Source organism: Nocardioides cynanchi, from assembly GCF_008761635.1.
Classification (GTDB): domain Bacteria; phylum Actinomycetota; class Actinomycetes; order Propionibacteriales; family Nocardioidaceae; genus Nocardioides; species Nocardioides cynanchi.
The window spans coordinates 2046718-2059352 of the sequence record NZ_CP044344.1 but is presented as its reverse complement, the minus strand read 5'-3'; the positions used below and the strand labels follow the sequence as shown (position 1 = coordinate 2059352).

15 protein-coding genes are annotated in these 12635 nt (G+C 72.2%); 12 read left to right on the top strand and 3 right to left on the bottom strand.

Features of this window, described 5'->3' with window-relative positions:
- Positions 1-21 precede the first annotated feature (21 nt).
- Positions 22-975 carry a LysR family transcriptional regulator gene (locus E3N83_RS10050; RefSeq protein WP_151083136.1) on the bottom strand — a complete coding sequence of 318 codons (954 nt, stop codon included), beginning with the start codon at positions 973-975 and terminating at the stop codon, positions 22-24.
- A 171-nt stretch (positions 976-1146) separates the two neighbouring features.
- Between E3N83_RS10050 and E3N83_RS10045 the strand changes: the two genes are divergently transcribed.
- The 5 genes from E3N83_RS10045 (at position 1147) to E3N83_RS10025 (ending at position 4760) form a co-directional block, all read left to right on the top strand.
- On the top strand, positions 1147-2313 hold the full coding sequence (locus E3N83_RS10045) for an LLM class flavin-dependent oxidoreductase (RefSeq protein WP_151083135.1): 1167 nt from the start codon (positions 1147-1149) through the stop codon (positions 2311-2313).
- Positions 2310-2831 (top strand): NADPH-dependent FMN reductase, encoded by a 522-nt coding sequence (locus tag E3N83_RS10040; protein WP_202879190.1) that lies wholly within the window; start codon positions 2310-2312, stop codon positions 2829-2831. Before E3N83_RS10045 ends, E3N83_RS10040 begins: the two co-directional genes overlap by 4 nt.
- Positions 2828-3385: a flavin reductase family protein gene (locus E3N83_RS10035; protein WP_151083134.1), complete on the top strand. Its 558-nt coding sequence runs from the start codon at positions 2828-2830 to the stop codon at positions 3383-3385. The genes E3N83_RS10040 and E3N83_RS10035 overlap by 4 nt, the downstream gene beginning before the upstream one ends.
- 37 nt (positions 3386-3422) lie before the next feature.
- Entirely contained in the window at positions 3423-4154 is a 732-nt protein-coding gene (locus E3N83_RS10030; RefSeq protein WP_151083133.1) for a dienelactone hydrolase family protein, read from the top strand.
- Between the two features lie 162 nt (positions 4155-4316).
- Positions 4317-4760: a hypothetical protein gene (locus E3N83_RS10025; protein ID WP_151083132.1), complete on the top strand. Its 444-nt coding sequence runs from the start codon at positions 4317-4319 to the stop codon at positions 4758-4760.
- A gap of 27 nt (positions 4761-4787) precedes the next feature.
- Here the strand turns inward: E3N83_RS10025 and E3N83_RS10020 are convergent, their stop codons facing one another.
- Positions 4788-5327: a type 1 glutamine amidotransferase domain-containing protein gene (locus E3N83_RS10020; RefSeq protein WP_151083131.1), complete on the bottom strand. Its 540-nt coding sequence runs from the start codon at positions 5325-5327 to the stop codon at positions 4788-4790.
- Between the two features lie 177 nt (positions 5328-5504).
- Here E3N83_RS10020 and E3N83_RS20220 point away from each other — a divergent pair, with 177 nt between their 5' ends.
- The 6 genes from E3N83_RS20220 (at position 5505) to paaI (ending at position 11616) form a co-directional block, all read left to right on the top strand.
- Complete coding sequence (locus tag E3N83_RS20220) at positions 5505-7382, top strand: Ig-like domain-containing protein (protein ID WP_151083130.1); 1878 nt, start codon at positions 5505-5507, stop codon at positions 7380-7382.
- 99 nt (positions 7383-7481) lie between these two features.
- Complete coding sequence (locus E3N83_RS10010; protein ID WP_151083129.1) at positions 7482-8966, top strand: MFS transporter; 1485 nt, start codon at positions 7482-7484, stop codon at positions 8964-8966.
- A 39-nt stretch (positions 8967-9005) separates the two neighbouring features.
- Positions 9006-9242: a hypothetical protein gene (locus E3N83_RS10005; protein WP_151083128.1), complete on the top strand. Its 237-nt coding sequence runs from the start codon at positions 9006-9008 to the stop codon at positions 9240-9242.
- A gap of 118 nt (positions 9243-9360) precedes the next feature.
- The gene (locus tag E3N83_RS10000; RefSeq protein WP_151083127.1) at positions 9361-10170 is read left to right on the top strand and encodes a SigB/SigF/SigG family RNA polymerase sigma factor; all 810 of its coding nucleotides are present in this window, start codon (positions 9361-9363) and stop codon (positions 10168-10170) included.
- 50 nt (positions 10171-10220) lie between these two features.
- A complete protein-coding gene (locus E3N83_RS09995) occupies positions 10221-11153 on the top strand; it encodes a cation diffusion facilitator family transporter (protein ID WP_151083126.1) in 933 nt (310 codons plus the stop codon).
- Between the two features lie 22 nt (positions 11154-11175).
- The gene (gene paaI / locus E3N83_RS09990) at positions 11176-11616 is read left to right on the top strand and encodes a hydroxyphenylacetyl-CoA thioesterase PaaI (RefSeq protein ID WP_238342851.1); all 441 of its coding nucleotides are present in this window, start codon (positions 11176-11178) and stop codon (positions 11614-11616) included.
- On the opposite strand, the gene E3N83_RS09985 is transcribed toward paaI, so the two are convergent.
- On the bottom strand, positions 11607-12110 hold the full coding sequence (locus tag E3N83_RS09985; RefSeq protein WP_151083125.1) for a WCX domain-containing protein: 504 nt from the start codon (positions 12108-12110) through the stop codon (positions 11607-11609). The two genes, paaI and E3N83_RS09985, sit on opposite strands and share 10 nt — an antisense overlap.
- A gap of 104 nt (positions 12111-12214) precedes the next feature.
- Here E3N83_RS09985 and E3N83_RS09980 point away from each other — a divergent pair, with 104 nt between their 5' ends.
- Entirely contained in the window at positions 12215-12631 is a 417-nt protein-coding gene (locus tag E3N83_RS09980; RefSeq protein ID WP_151083124.1) for a DUF6855 family protein, read from the top strand.
- Positions 12632-12635 lie beyond the last annotated feature (4 nt).

Genomic DNA, 12635 nt, shown 5'->3' with positions numbered 1-12635 from the left:
CATGGTCCCGGCCCGATTCTGTCAGGAACCTGTACGGGCCGACTCCGTGTGCATTTCGCGTTCGGTGGCGCCGCCACTGCGGTACGCCGCGGCCCGGGCCACCAGCGCGCCGCGCAGCTCGCTCACCGACACCGGTGCGCGCTGGCCTCGGCGCTGGAGGAGCACCAGGCTGACCGTGGTCCGGTCGCCGGTGACCGGCCGGCAGGTCACCAGCCCGGCCCGGCACAGCGGGTCGAGGGCGACGCTGTAGTCGGGCAGCACGGTCAGGCCGAGGCCGTCCGCGACAAGCAGCTTGCCCATCGCTGCGCCGTCGGCACGGTACGTCGTGGCGGGCGGCCGGTCGCCGAAGAGCCGTTGCGCGAACCGGTGCATCACGTAGCCCGACCGCATCGCCACGAAGTGCTCGTCGCGCAGGTCGGCCACGCTCACCGAGTCGTGGGCCGCGAGACGGTGACCGCTCGGGAGGACCACGACGGGCCGGCCGCGGACCAGCACGGTGCTGTCGAGGTCGGGCTGCACCTCGTCGCCGCCCAGCAGGTTGACCAGGCCGAGGTCGAGCGTCCCCTCGACCACGCCGTCCAGCACCTGCCGGTGCTGCAGGTCGACGACCTCGACCGTGGTCGAGAGCCGCCCGGTCTGGAAGGCCAGGACGGCGGGTGCGACGACCGACGACGTACCGGTGTTGACGGTGCCGACCCGGACCGTTCGGGCCACGCCGTTCTGGTCCCCGGCCGCGGCGCGGAGCCGGTCGACGGACTCCAGCACCGCGGTCATGTGGTCGAGCAGCTCCCGGCCCGACCGGTTGATCCGGGCTCCGGACCGGTGCCGGTCGAGCAGCTTCAGGCCGAGCTCCCGCTCGAGCTTGCCGACGGCCTCGCTCAGGGCCGGCTGCGAGATGTGGAGATGCTCGCTGGCCCGGCGCAGCGAGCCGTGCTGCACCACCGCGGCGAGGTACTCCAGCTGTTCCAGACGCATGTGGGACCCCCTGGCAGGAGCACCCTCGCGCCGCGGCAGGAAGAACCTGTCGTGGCGCAGTTGGGGTTCGCCCGACCATCTCGTAAAGTCATGTATGTCAATTGACATTAAGAAGATTAGCCGGTCCCACCCGACAGCTGCCTGGTGACACCCCGACTCCGAGGAGGCCGCATGAGCACGCTGACGTTCCACTGGTTCCTGCCGACCAACGGCGGGGACGGCAGGCACGTCGTCGGCGGTGGCCACGGCGTCGGGGCCGGCCCCGCGGGGCGTCCGCCCAGCGTGTCCTACCTCGGCCAGGTCGCCCGCGCCGCGGAGGACCTCGGCTTCGAGGCGGCCCTCACCCCGACCGGCGCCTGGTGCGACGACGCCTGGCTGTCGACCGCGATGCTGAGCCAGGTCTCGCAGCGACTGAAGTTCCTGGTCGCCTTCCGCCCTGGTCTCACGTCGCCGTTCCTGGCCGCGCAGATGGCCGGGACCTTCCAGAACCTCACCGGGGGCCGCCTCCTGCTCAACGTGGTCACCGGGGGAGAGAGCACCGAGCAGCGGATGTACGGCGACTTCGAGGACAAGGACGCACGTTACGCACGCTGCGACGAGTTCCTCACCGTCGTCCGCGCGCTCTGGCGTGGCGAGACCGTCGACTTCGCCGGGGACCATCTCCGGGTCGAGGCCGCCCGGTTGGGGCAGGTCCCCGACCCGGTGCCGGACGTCTACTTCGGTGGGTCGTCCGCGGCCGCCGGCGACGTCGCGGCTCGCCACGCCGATGTCTACCTCACGTGGGGCGAGGCGCCCGACGCCGTGCGCGAGAAGCTCGCGTGGATCCGCAAGCTGGCGGCCGACGCCCCCGAGCGCCGGGGGCGCGAGATCCGGTTCGGGATCCGGATGCACGTGATCAACCGCGACACCTCCGCGGAGGCCTGGGCCGAGGCCGACCGGCTGCTCGCGGGCATCGACCCCGAGGCCGTGGCCAGGGTCCAGGCCGGGCTGCGGCGCAGCGAGTCGGAAGGACAGCGGCGGATGCTGGACCTGCACGGCGGGGACCCGACCCACCTCGAGATCCACCCCAACGTCTGGGCCGGGATCGGTCTGGTCCGCGGTGGCGCCGGCACGGCCCTCGTCGGCAGCCACGAGGAGGTCGCCGACCGGATCGAGGAGTACGCCGCCCTCGGCATCGACGAGTTCGTCCTCTCCGGATATCCCCACCTCGAGAGTGCCTACTGGTTCGGCGAGGGAGTGCTTCCGATCCTGGCCGCCCGGGGCCGCTGGGAGCACCCGGCGCCGGTCGGCCCCCACCGCTCGGCGGTGCCCTTCGCGGTCGCCGGAGCAGCGCGGTGAGCACCCGGGTGGCGGTCGTGGTCGGGAACCCCAAGCCCGGTTCACGCACCCTGGCCTCGGCCGTCCACGTCGCCCGCGAGCTCAGCGGAGAGGAGCCCGGTCTGGTTGTCGACCTCGCGGAGCTCGGCGCCCGGCTGCTCGACTGGTCCGACGGCGAGGTCGGCCGGCTGGTCGCCGAGGTCGGCGACGCCGACCTGGTGGTCGTGGCCAGTCCGACGTACAAGGCGACCTACACCGGGCTGCTGAAGCTCTTCCTCGAGCGCTTCGCGGCCGGCACCGGCCTCGGCGGCGTCGCCGTACCCCTCATGCTGGGCGCGGGCCCGGCGCATGCACTGGCCCCCGAGGTCTTCCTCCGCCCGCTGCTCGCCGAGCTCGGGGCCGTGGTGCCCGTCCCGGCGCTCTACGTCCTCGACGCCCGGTACGCCGACCCCACGGCGTACGACGCGTGGCTGGCCGCCGCCCGGCCGGTCGTCCGGTCGATGCTCCAGCCTCCCCTCCTCGAAGGAGTCCCCTCATGACCGCCGCCGTCGCCCTGCCCGCCCTGGACCCGCACACCCTCCGGGGTGCGTTCGGCGCCTTCCCCAGCGGGGTGGTGGCGGTCGCGGCCCAGGTGCGCGGCCGGCTGACCGGCATCGCGGCGAGCTCGTTCACCTCGGTCAGCGTCGACCCGCCGCTCGTGTCCTTCTCGGTGGCCACGACCAGCAACACCTGGCCGGTGCTGCGGGAGGCGAGCCACCTCGGCGTCAGCGTTCTGGCCGACCACCACGACGACGTGTGCCGGCAGCTGGCGGGTCCCCCCGAGTCGCGGTTCGTGGGCCTGCCGTTCCGCTCGACCGAGGACGGCGCGGTGCTCCTCGACGAGGCCGTGGCGACCTTCGACTGCACGATCCACCAGGAGGTCGAGGCGGGTGACCACGTGATCGTGGTGCTGTCGCTGCATACCGTCACCGACGGTGGGGACGGCTCGCCCCTGGTCTTCCATCGCAGTGGCTTCAAGCGACTCTCCAGCGACGACCTGGACCAGTCCAAGCTCGACGGGCGGATCAACGGCAAGGACGTCGACGCCGCCTGAGGTCGACGCTCTGGACCGGCTGGCTAGCCTGACCCGCGTGACCTCCCTCGACATCGAGACGCCCGACGGCACCGCCGAGGCCTACCTGACCGGTGAGGGCCCGGGCGTCCTGTTCTTCATCGACGCGATCGGGCTGCGGCCCCAGATCGAGCAGATGTGCGACCGCATCGCCGGCTGGGGCTACACGGTGCTGGCGCCCAACGTGCTGTACCGCTCCGGCACCGCCGCGCAGACCTCGCCCACCGGCGATCTCCGCGCGCCGGGTGCCCGGGAGGCGTACTTCGAGCTGGTCGGCCCCCGGCTCGCGGCCCTCACGAGCGACGCCGTGATGCGCGACCTCCCGGCGTACCTCGCGGCGCTCCGCGAGCACAGCGAGGGCGGCCCGGGCGGACTGGTCGGGGTGGTCGGCTACTGCATGGGCGCGCGGCTCGCGGTCCGCGCCGCGGGCCTCGACCCGGCGGTCGTGGCGGCGGCCGGCTTCCACGGTGGTGGGCTGGTGACCGAGGAGCCCGACAGCCCGCACCTGGCGCTCTCCAGCGCTCGTGCGGAGTTCGTCTTCGGCCACGCCGACAACGACCGCGGGATGACCCCGGAGCACGTCGAGCGGCTGGGGCAGGCGCTGGCCGCCGCCGGCCTGACCGCGACCAACGAGATCTACCCGGGCTCGCCGCACGGTTACTCGATGGCCGACACCTCGATGTACGACGAGCCCGGCGCCGAGCGCTCCTTCGACGCGCTCGAGGCCCTGCTCGCCCGCACCCTGCGCTGACCCACGGACCCCGGTCCGGGGCTCCATGCATGACCGGATCGCTGCGGGGGTACAAGAGCCCTGCGGCCCGGTCCGGGCGCGCGTCGCGCAGTTCTCGGGCCGGAGCCGACCACGTGGGCGGCAGCTGCCGCCAGCCATCACGAGTCGAGTCCGGGAAGTCCGATGCAGGTCAGTGAGCAGCAGGTGGGTGCGGAGCCGCGGAGCCGGACCGCGCCGGTCTTCGACGGCACCACGGACTGGGCGACCCAGACCCGACGGGTGCTGACCCGCGACCTGCTGATGCGGGCCGCTCGGGCGCAGCCCGGCGAGAGCCGCGCCCTCCAGTTCCGCGCCCTCCACCTGAACCTGCCGCTCGTCGCGGAGGCCGCCGACCGGCTGGGTCTGACGGCTCCCGAGCGGACCCGCGTCGAGCACGTCGCCCTCGAGGCGCTCGCCCAGGCGCTCCGCGACTTCGACCCCGACGGCCCGGACGAGTTCGCCGGGCTGGCGGCGCCGGTGGTCGAGCGGGAGATGCTCGCCCACCGCGACGCATCCGCCCCGACCGCGCGCCAGCTGCGGCGCACGGTCCGTCAACTGATGTTGACCATGCTGCGCGGCCGGGGCTGAACCTCGGCCCCGACCGCGCGTCGACGTTCAGCCCGCGAACAGCTCGAGCATCGCGTCGTTGAACGCCGGCAGGTCGTCCGGCTTGCGGCTCGTGACCAGGTTGCCGTCGACGACGACCTCCTCGTCGACCCACTCCGCACCCGCGTTGCGCAGGTCGGTCTGGAGGCTGGGCCACGAGGTCAGCCGGCGACCGCGCAGGACGTCGGCCTCGGCGAGCGTCCACGGGGCGTGGCAGATCGCGGCCACGGGTCGGCCCGACTCCACGAACTCCTTGATGAACGCCACGGCGTCCTCGTCCATCCGCAGGGCGTCCGGGTTGGCGACCCCGCCCGGCAGCACCAGCCCGTCGTACGACGCCGGGTCGGCGTCGGAGACGACGGCGTCCACCGGGAACGTGTCGCCCCGGTCGAGATGGTTGAAGGCCTGCACCTCGCCACTCTCGAGCGAGAGCAGCCGCGGCGTGCCCCCGGCCTTCTCCACGGCCGCCCAGGGCTCGGTCAGCTCCACCTGCTCGATGCCCTCGGCGGCCACCAGGAAGGCGATCGTGCGTCCGTTCAGGTCCGTCATGCTGACTCCTCGTCTCGTCCTCGTCTGTCCTTGGTCCTGTACCCCGGCCGGCCACGTCGTACGCGCTCGTCCGTGAACTGCCCGGACCCGGCCCGGTTCTGCTGACACGGTGGGGAGAGCTGTCTCAGAATGTCCCCGACGCGGCCTCCCGCCGACGTCCCGGGGAGGGAGCCCGCCATGGTGGTCAGCCGCGTCGTCGCGATCCTCGGAGGTGCCGCGGTCGCCTTCGGTCTCGCCCTCCCGGCCCTGCCGGCGTACGCCGCGGGGCCGACCGACGTCTACGTCGAGATGCCGGCCAACGGTGGCGACGACGCGCACGACTGCTCGCTGGCCAACCCCTGCGCGACCGTTGGCGCCGGCATCGCGGCCGTCGCCTCCGAGGGGACCGTCCACATCGGGGCCGGCACCTTCGACGGTGAGCTCCGCCCCGGCGCCGCGCACAAGTCCGTCACCCTCGCGGGCGCCGGCTCGTCGGGCGGTGCGTCCGGCACGCTCCTGACAGCGGACTCGAGCGCCGACGGGTTCGTGCTGGAGGTGGGGGAGGAGACCACGACGCTCACCGGCCTGCGGATCCGGGGAGGCTCGTTCATCGACGCCCTGGTCGACGGCACCGGGGCCCTGGTCGCGAACCATGTGGTGCTGGACCATGCCGGCTGCAACCTCGTCGTCGAGCCCGGGGCGACGGCGTCCTTGACCGACTCGACGGTGCAGGAGGGTGGGTCACCGGGCTGCAGCACGCCGACCCCGTCCGCCGTGATCGCCATCAGCGGCGGCAGCGTCGCCCTGGTGCGCACCCACCTCCTCGATGCCGCCGTGAACGTGTCCGGCGTCGAGATGACCGGAGGCACCTTCACCGCCGACCAGTCGACCTTCGACGACTCGGCCCACGACGTCGTGCAGAACGACTCCAGCGGGCTGAAGGTCATCGGCGGGACGGCCACGGTCACCCGATCCTCCTTCCACGGCTGGGGTTTCCAGGGGGTGAGGGTCGCGGGTGGAGCCGCGGTGCTCGCCGACGACACGTTCCAGGGCAACCTGGTCGGCGTCAACGTCGAAACCGGGACCGCCACGGTGGTCCGCAGCACCTTCCAGGACGAGCTGGCCTCGGTCCAGGGGACGGTGTCGGTCGTGGGCTCGGTGCTGGGTTCGCTGATCGGAGGCCCACCCCTGACCGGCATCCAGGAGTGCAACGGAACGATCACCGACCTCGGCTACAACCTGGCCACGGATGCCAGCTGCGGGTTCTCCGGGACCAGCCGGCAGAACGTGACCGGCCTGGATCTCGACTCCGGTCTCGCCGACCGCGGTGGTCCGGTGCCGACGGTCGCCCTGCTGAACCCGAGCGTCGCCGTCGACGCGATCCCGGGCGGCGCGACGTACGGCGCCTCCGCGACGCCGCTGTGCCCCGCCTCCGGCTCCACGGACCTGAGGGGGGTGCCGCGACCCGCCGGTGGGGCCTGCGACGCCGGTTCGTACGAGATGGCCGGGACGACCACGACCCTCACCGCACCCACCACGGCCAAGCCGCACGCGGACGTGGACCTCGGCTCCACCGTGGTCGAGCCCCAGGTGATCGCCGGGCTCGAGTCGCCGTCCGGCCACGTGACGTTCTCCTCCGGCGGACAGACCCTGTGCACCGCCCCCGTGCAACCGGACGGCACCGCGGGCTGCACGACGTCGGGTCTGGCCGCGGGGAGCCACCCGGTGACGGCGGCGTTCACCCCGGCGACCGGCAGCACGCTGCACGCCAGCCTCTCCGCCACCCGGACGATCAGGGTCGGGACGAAGCCGGCCTTCACGTCGGCCGGGCACACGACGTTCGTGGTCGGGACGAGCAGGACCTTCACGGTGCACGCCTCCGGCGCGCCCGGCGTGCGGATCACCCTGGTCAAAGGCAGGCTGCCCGCCGGGCTGACGTTCCACGCCGGCAAGGGCACGGCCACGGTGTCCGGCAAGGCGAAGCGGTCCGGGACGGGCCGCCACCGGGTGACCCTCCGGGCCACGAACCTCCTGGGCAACGCCCGACAGGTGCTCACGATCGTCGTCACGCGGTAGGCCGACAGCTCCGCGTCCGGTCGGTGTCGGGCTGTGACGCATGCCTCCTCCCGCTCGGGGTACGGCAACCGGCGCATCACCCGGACCTGAGGAGGACCCATGGCGAGCGGCGTCGAAACCGGTCAGATCACCACTGACATCCCGGCCCGGATGGACCGGCTGCCGTGGGTGCGGTGGCACTGGCTGATCGTGATCGGTCTGGGCACCGTCTGGATCCTGGACGGGCTCGAGGTGACGATCGTCGGCTCGATGTCCGACGCCTTGAAGCCCACGAGCACCGGCCTGGGGCTGAGCAGCAGCGACATCGGCACGGCCGGCGCGATGTACGTCGCCGGAGCGTGTGTCGGTGCGCTGTTCTTCGGTCAGCTCACCGACCGCTTCGGCCGCAAGAAGCTGTTCATGCTGACCCTGGGCTTCTACATCGTCGCCACCGTGCTCACGGCGTTCTCGATGAGCCCGCTGTGGTACTTCGGCGCCCGCTTCCTGACCGGGGCCGGCATCGGTGGCGAGTACGCCGCCATCAACTCCGCCATCGACGAGCTGATCCCGGCGAAGTACCGCGGCCGCGTCGACGTCGCGATCAACGGCTCGTTCTGGGTCGGCGCCGCTGCCGGATCTCTGCTGACCATCCCGCTGCTCGACCCGACGATCGTCAGCGCCTCCCTGGGCTGGCGCCTGGCGTTCGGCCTCGGCGCGGTCCTCGCCGTGGGCATCCTGCTGGTGCGCCGCAACGTCCCCGAGAGCCCGCGCTGGCTCTTCATCCACGGCCGCGAGGACGAGGGCGAGCAGATCGTCCGCGACATCGAGCGCACCGTCCAGGAGGAGTCGGGCAAGGAGCTCCCGGGGGTCAAGGACAAGATCACGATCCGCCAGCGCAAGACCATCGGGCTCGTGCTGATCGCCAAGACCGTCTTCACGATGTACCCCAAGCGGACCATCCTCTGCTTCTCGCTGTTCGTCGGCCAGGCGTTCCTCTACAACGCGTTCTTCTTCACCTACGGCGACACCCTGACCACGTTCCTGGGCGTCGGCCAGACCGGGTGGTACCTCGCCGCGTTCGCGGTCAGCAACTTCCTCGGTGCCCTGCTGCTGAGTCCGTTGTTCGACTCCATCGGCCGAGTCCGGATGATCACCGGCTGCTACGTGCTGTCCGGGGTGCTGCTCGCGATCGCGGGCTTCATGCTCGGCAACCTCACCGCGATGAGCCTGACCATCTTCGGGATGGTGATCTTCTTCTTCGCCTCGGCCGGTGCCAGCGCGGCGTACCTCACCGCCAGTGAGGTCTTCCCGATGGAGACGCGGGCCCTGTGCATCGCGTTCTTCTACGCCATCGGCACCGCGGCCGGCGGCATCAGCGGCCCGCTCCTGTTCGGCCACCTCATCGACGCCGCCTCGGCGAGCAAGGACATCACCGGGATCGCCCCCGGCTACTTCCTGGGCGCCGGACTGATGATCGCCGGCGGCATCGTGGAGGCCTTCCTGGGCGTCAAGGCCGAGGGCATGTCCCTCGAGGACATCGCCAAGCCGCTGACCGCCGAGGACGCCGAGACCGGCGGCCAGCAGCACGCCGACGCCAACGCCTGACCCGACACAACCCACCACTCGTACGAGGAGGAGCAGAAGATGCCGATGCCGCCACCGAAGGCCAGCACCGAGGGTCCTCGCGACCGACAGGTGTTCCACGAGATGGGTCAGCTCGTCCGGGCCCTGGAGGCGCAGGGTCCACAGACCCCCGACGGTCTCCAGGAGCTGGTCGGCGCGTCGTACTGGGAGAGCGGTCGGTTCGACCGGGCGCTGGCCTTCGCGGTGGCCGACGGACTCGTCGTGGTGGGGCCCGATGACCGGGTGACCGCGACTTAGGGGTGGGTTCACCCCCCCCTACGGGGGTTTTGCCCCTGTCCGACCGGGTGGTAGACCAGTACCCAGTGGTCGAACACACCTGCCACGAACTCGCACTATCCCCGGAAGGTGCGCGATTGTGACAAGTCTTCTCGAACGCCCCACCGATGCTCCCGACCTGCTCGACCACGAGCTGGACCGGCTGCCTCGACGTGAGGCGACCCAGCGCCTCCTCCTGCTGGCCCATGCCGCGGACGACGCCGGACGCTCCTACTACCAGGACCGCGTCGTCGAGCTGAACATGCAGGTCGCGGTCGACGTGGCGCGTCGCTACCGCTCGCGCGGAGTCGCCATCGAGGACCTCGAGCAGGTCGCCTACCTCGGTCTGGTGAAGGCGGTGCGGGGCTTCGACGCCGAGCGCGCGACTGACTTCCTCAGCTACGCCGTCCCCACCATCCGCGGCGAGGTGCGTCGGTACTTCCGCGACCACGGCTGGGCGGTCCGGCCCCCGCGCTCGGTCCAGCAGGCCCAGTCCCGGATCACCGCCGTCGAGACCGACCTGTGCCAGGAGCTCGGGCGCTCCCCCCGGCCCTCCGAGATCGCCGAGCGGCTCGACCTGGACCTCGACCTCGTGGTGGAGGCCCTGGCGGCCAACGGCTGCTTCGTCCCGACGTCGCTCGACACCTCGGCGGCGGATGCCGACGCCGGGATCGGCGAGAAGCTCGGCGACGACGACCCCGGCTTCGAGAGCGCCGAGGCGCGGGTGGCCCTCAAGCCGCTGCTCGAGCACCTCGACCGGCGCGAGCGGATCATGCTGGAGATGCGCTTCTTCAAGGGCGCCACCCAGTCCGAGATCGGTGAGGTGCTCGGCATCACCCAGATGCAGGTCTCACGCCTGTTGTCGGCGCTGCTGGCCCGGTTGCGCGACGAGCTCGGCGGCGTCTCCTGACCCACCCTGGGGGTGGGTCGCTCCGGCGCGGCATCGGGTAGACACAGGGCATGGCGGATGACGAGTCGACCTCCACTGTGCTGGTGGCCGGTGGCGCCAACCTGCTGATCGCGGTTGCCAAGCTCGTCGCGGGACTGGTCTCGGGGTCGTCGGCGATGCTGTCCGAGGCCGCGCACTCCTTCGGCGACACCCTCAACCAGGTGTTCCTGATGGCCTCCCTGCGCAAGAGCCAGCGGGCCGCCGACGAGGAGCACCCCTTCGGCTACGGGATGGAGCGCTACTTCTGGTCGCTGCTCGCCGCGGTCGGGATCTTCGTGCTCGGCGCCGGGTTCTCGGCGTACGAAGGGATCTCGGCCCTGACCAGCCCCGGGGAGTCCGGCTCGCCGACATGGCCCTTCATCGTGCTCGGGGCGTCGTTCCTCTTCGAAGGCTCGTCGTTCGCCAAGGCCGTGGTCCAGCTGCGCCGCAACGCGGCGCAGGCCGACTCCGGGATGCTGCACCACCTGCGCCACGACGCCGACCCGGCGCTGCGCGCGGTGGTCTGGGAGGACGGGGTGGCCCTGGTGGGGCTGCTGCTGGCGGCCGGTGGCCTGGCCCTGGACACGCTGACCGGCGGCCGCACCTGGGACGGCGTCGCCTCCCTGCTGATCGCCGGCCTGCTGGTCTCGGTGGCCTACGGCCTGGGCCGTCAGAACCAGCAGTACCTGATCGGCAAGGCTGCCTCGCCCGAGCTGCGCGCCGGCATCGTGGACGCGATCCGGGAGGCCGACGGCGTCGACTCGGTGATCGAGCTCCTGACGATGCGGCTCTCGCCCGAGCAGGTGCTGGTGGCGGCCCGCGTCGACCTGGCCGACCACCTCACGCCCGAGGACATCGAGCGCGCCGCCGACGAGGTCGACGACCGGATCCGCCGGCGCTTCCCCGAGGTGCGCCACGTCTTCCTCGATCCCACCCCCGACCGCGCCGAGGAGCGGGCCTCCTAGCCGCCGGAGCTAGCCTGCTGCCGTGACGCCCGACGACACCGCCCGCCGCAGCGCCGAGGCGATGTGGGCCGGGGACCGGGCCAGCCAGGGGCTCGGGATGACCCTCGACAGCATCGGTCCGGGCACCGCGACCGTGTCGATGATCCTGCGCGACGACATGGTCAACGGGCACGCGATCGGCCACGGTGGGCTCACCTTCACCCTCGCCGACAGCGCCTTCGCCTTCGCCTGCAACTCCTACAACCGGGCCACCGTCGCGGCCGGCGCCGAGATCCGGTTCCGGCGTCCGACAAGGCTCGGTGACCGGCTGGTCGCCACCGCGACCGAGCGCGAGCGCGACGGCCGCGACGGGGTGTACGACGTGCTGGTCACCGTGGGCGACGAGGTCGTCGCCGTCTTCGTGGGGCACAGCCGGGAGATCGACGGCACGCTCTTCGACGTACCGGAGCCGGGTCAGCGATAGAGCCGGGCGGTGCTCCGGCTGAGGCCCGCGACCAGCTCACGGAGCTCCGGTGGCGCGATCACCTCGACCTCGGGCCCCAGCGCGAGCACCTCGACGGCCATCGTCTCCATCGACCGCATCCGGCAGGTCGCGGTGAGCCAGCCGTCCGCCTCCGGCGGCTCCGGTCTCGGCCGGAGCGGCTGGAGGTGGCCGAGGATCGCGGCCGTCCGCCGGCCCTCGTCGCTGATCCGGACCGTCATCCGGGCCGTGCCGGCACGACGCGGACCGCCGCGGAGCCCGTGGCCCGGCAGGGCCGGTTGGTAGCCCTCGATCAGCTCGACGCCGCCGCCCACCCCGCGCGTGGCCCGGACGGGCACGCCCGAGCCCGAGAGCACCTCCAGGTCGCGCAGGATCGTCCGCTCGCTGACCTCGAGCCGCCGAGCGAGCTCGGCCACCGTCGTACGACCCTCGCGACCCAGGATCGAGACCAGGCTGAGCAGTCGGCCGGCGCGCACCGGCCCAGCATCGGGGGTTCGAAGCATCCTGACAAGAGATGTCAGGAATTGGTCGTAGCGTGTCTCCCGGACGGGTAGGGAGCCCGGCCGGGAGGAGGTCGGTGATGGCGGTCGAGGTCGAGGGTGCGGGAACGCGCGAGGACCCGTGGGTGCTGGCGACGCCGCCCGGAACGTCGGAGTACGAGGCCTACCGCGACCCGGACGCCGAGCCCCCCGCGCTCGTGGTCCAGGTCGGCACGACGCAGCTGCGCTACCACCTGTCGTGCATCGACGACCTGCACGCGATGCTCGCCGAGCGCGGCGACTGGGTGCTGCTCGGCAACGCGGACGAGCAGAAGGAGGCCAAGCCCGACACCGTCGAGGCCTGGGGTCGGTCGGCCGCCAACCCGGTCGGCGGCTGGTACGGCCTGAAGAAGGGCCTGCGGGGACGCTTCGGCAGCTACGTCCCGCCGGTGCTCGAGGCGCTGGGCCTGGCCGAGGTCGAGCACGCGGCGCGCAACAACCGGATGCGGGCGATCTAGTCTC

Excerpts from the sequence above, each read along its gene's own strand:
- E3N83_RS10010 (WP_151083129.1), top strand. The coding sequence starts at position 7,482 with ATGGCGAGCGGCGTCGAAACCGGTCAGATCACCACTGACATCCCGGCC.
- E3N83_RS09995 (WP_151083126.1), top strand. The coding sequence starts at position 10,221 with ATGGCGGATGACGAGTCGACCTCCACTGTGCTGGTGGCCGGTGGCGCC.
- E3N83_RS09980 (WP_151083124.1), top strand. The coding sequence starts at position 12,215 with ATGGCGGTCGAGGTCGAGGGTGCGGGAACGCGCGAGGACCCGTGGGTG.
- E3N83_RS10005 (WP_151083128.1), top strand. The coding sequence starts at position 9,006 with ATGCCGATGCCGCCACCGAAGGCCAGCACCGAGGGTCCTCGCGACCGA.
- E3N83_RS10045 (WP_151083135.1), top strand. The coding sequence starts at position 1,147 with ATGAGCACGCTGACGTTCCACTGGTTCCTGCCGACCAACGGCGGGGAC.
- E3N83_RS10020 (WP_151083131.1), bottom strand. The coding sequence starts at position 5,327 with ATGACGGACCTGAACGGACGCACGATCGCCTTCCTGGTGGCCGCCGAG.
- E3N83_RS10025 (WP_151083132.1), top strand. The coding sequence starts at position 4,317 with ATGCAGGTCAGTGAGCAGCAGGTGGGTGCGGAGCCGCGGAGCCGGACC.
- E3N83_RS10035 (WP_151083134.1), top strand. The coding sequence starts at position 2,828 with ATGACCGCCGCCGTCGCCCTGCCCGCCCTGGACCCGCACACCCTCCGG.
- E3N83_RS20220 (WP_151083130.1), top strand. The coding sequence starts at position 5,505 with ATGGTGGTCAGCCGCGTCGTCGCGATCCTCGGAGGTGCCGCGGTCGCC.
- E3N83_RS10050 (WP_151083136.1), bottom strand. The coding sequence starts at position 975 with ATGCGTCTGGAACAGCTGGAGTACCTCGCCGCGGTGGTGCAGCACGGC.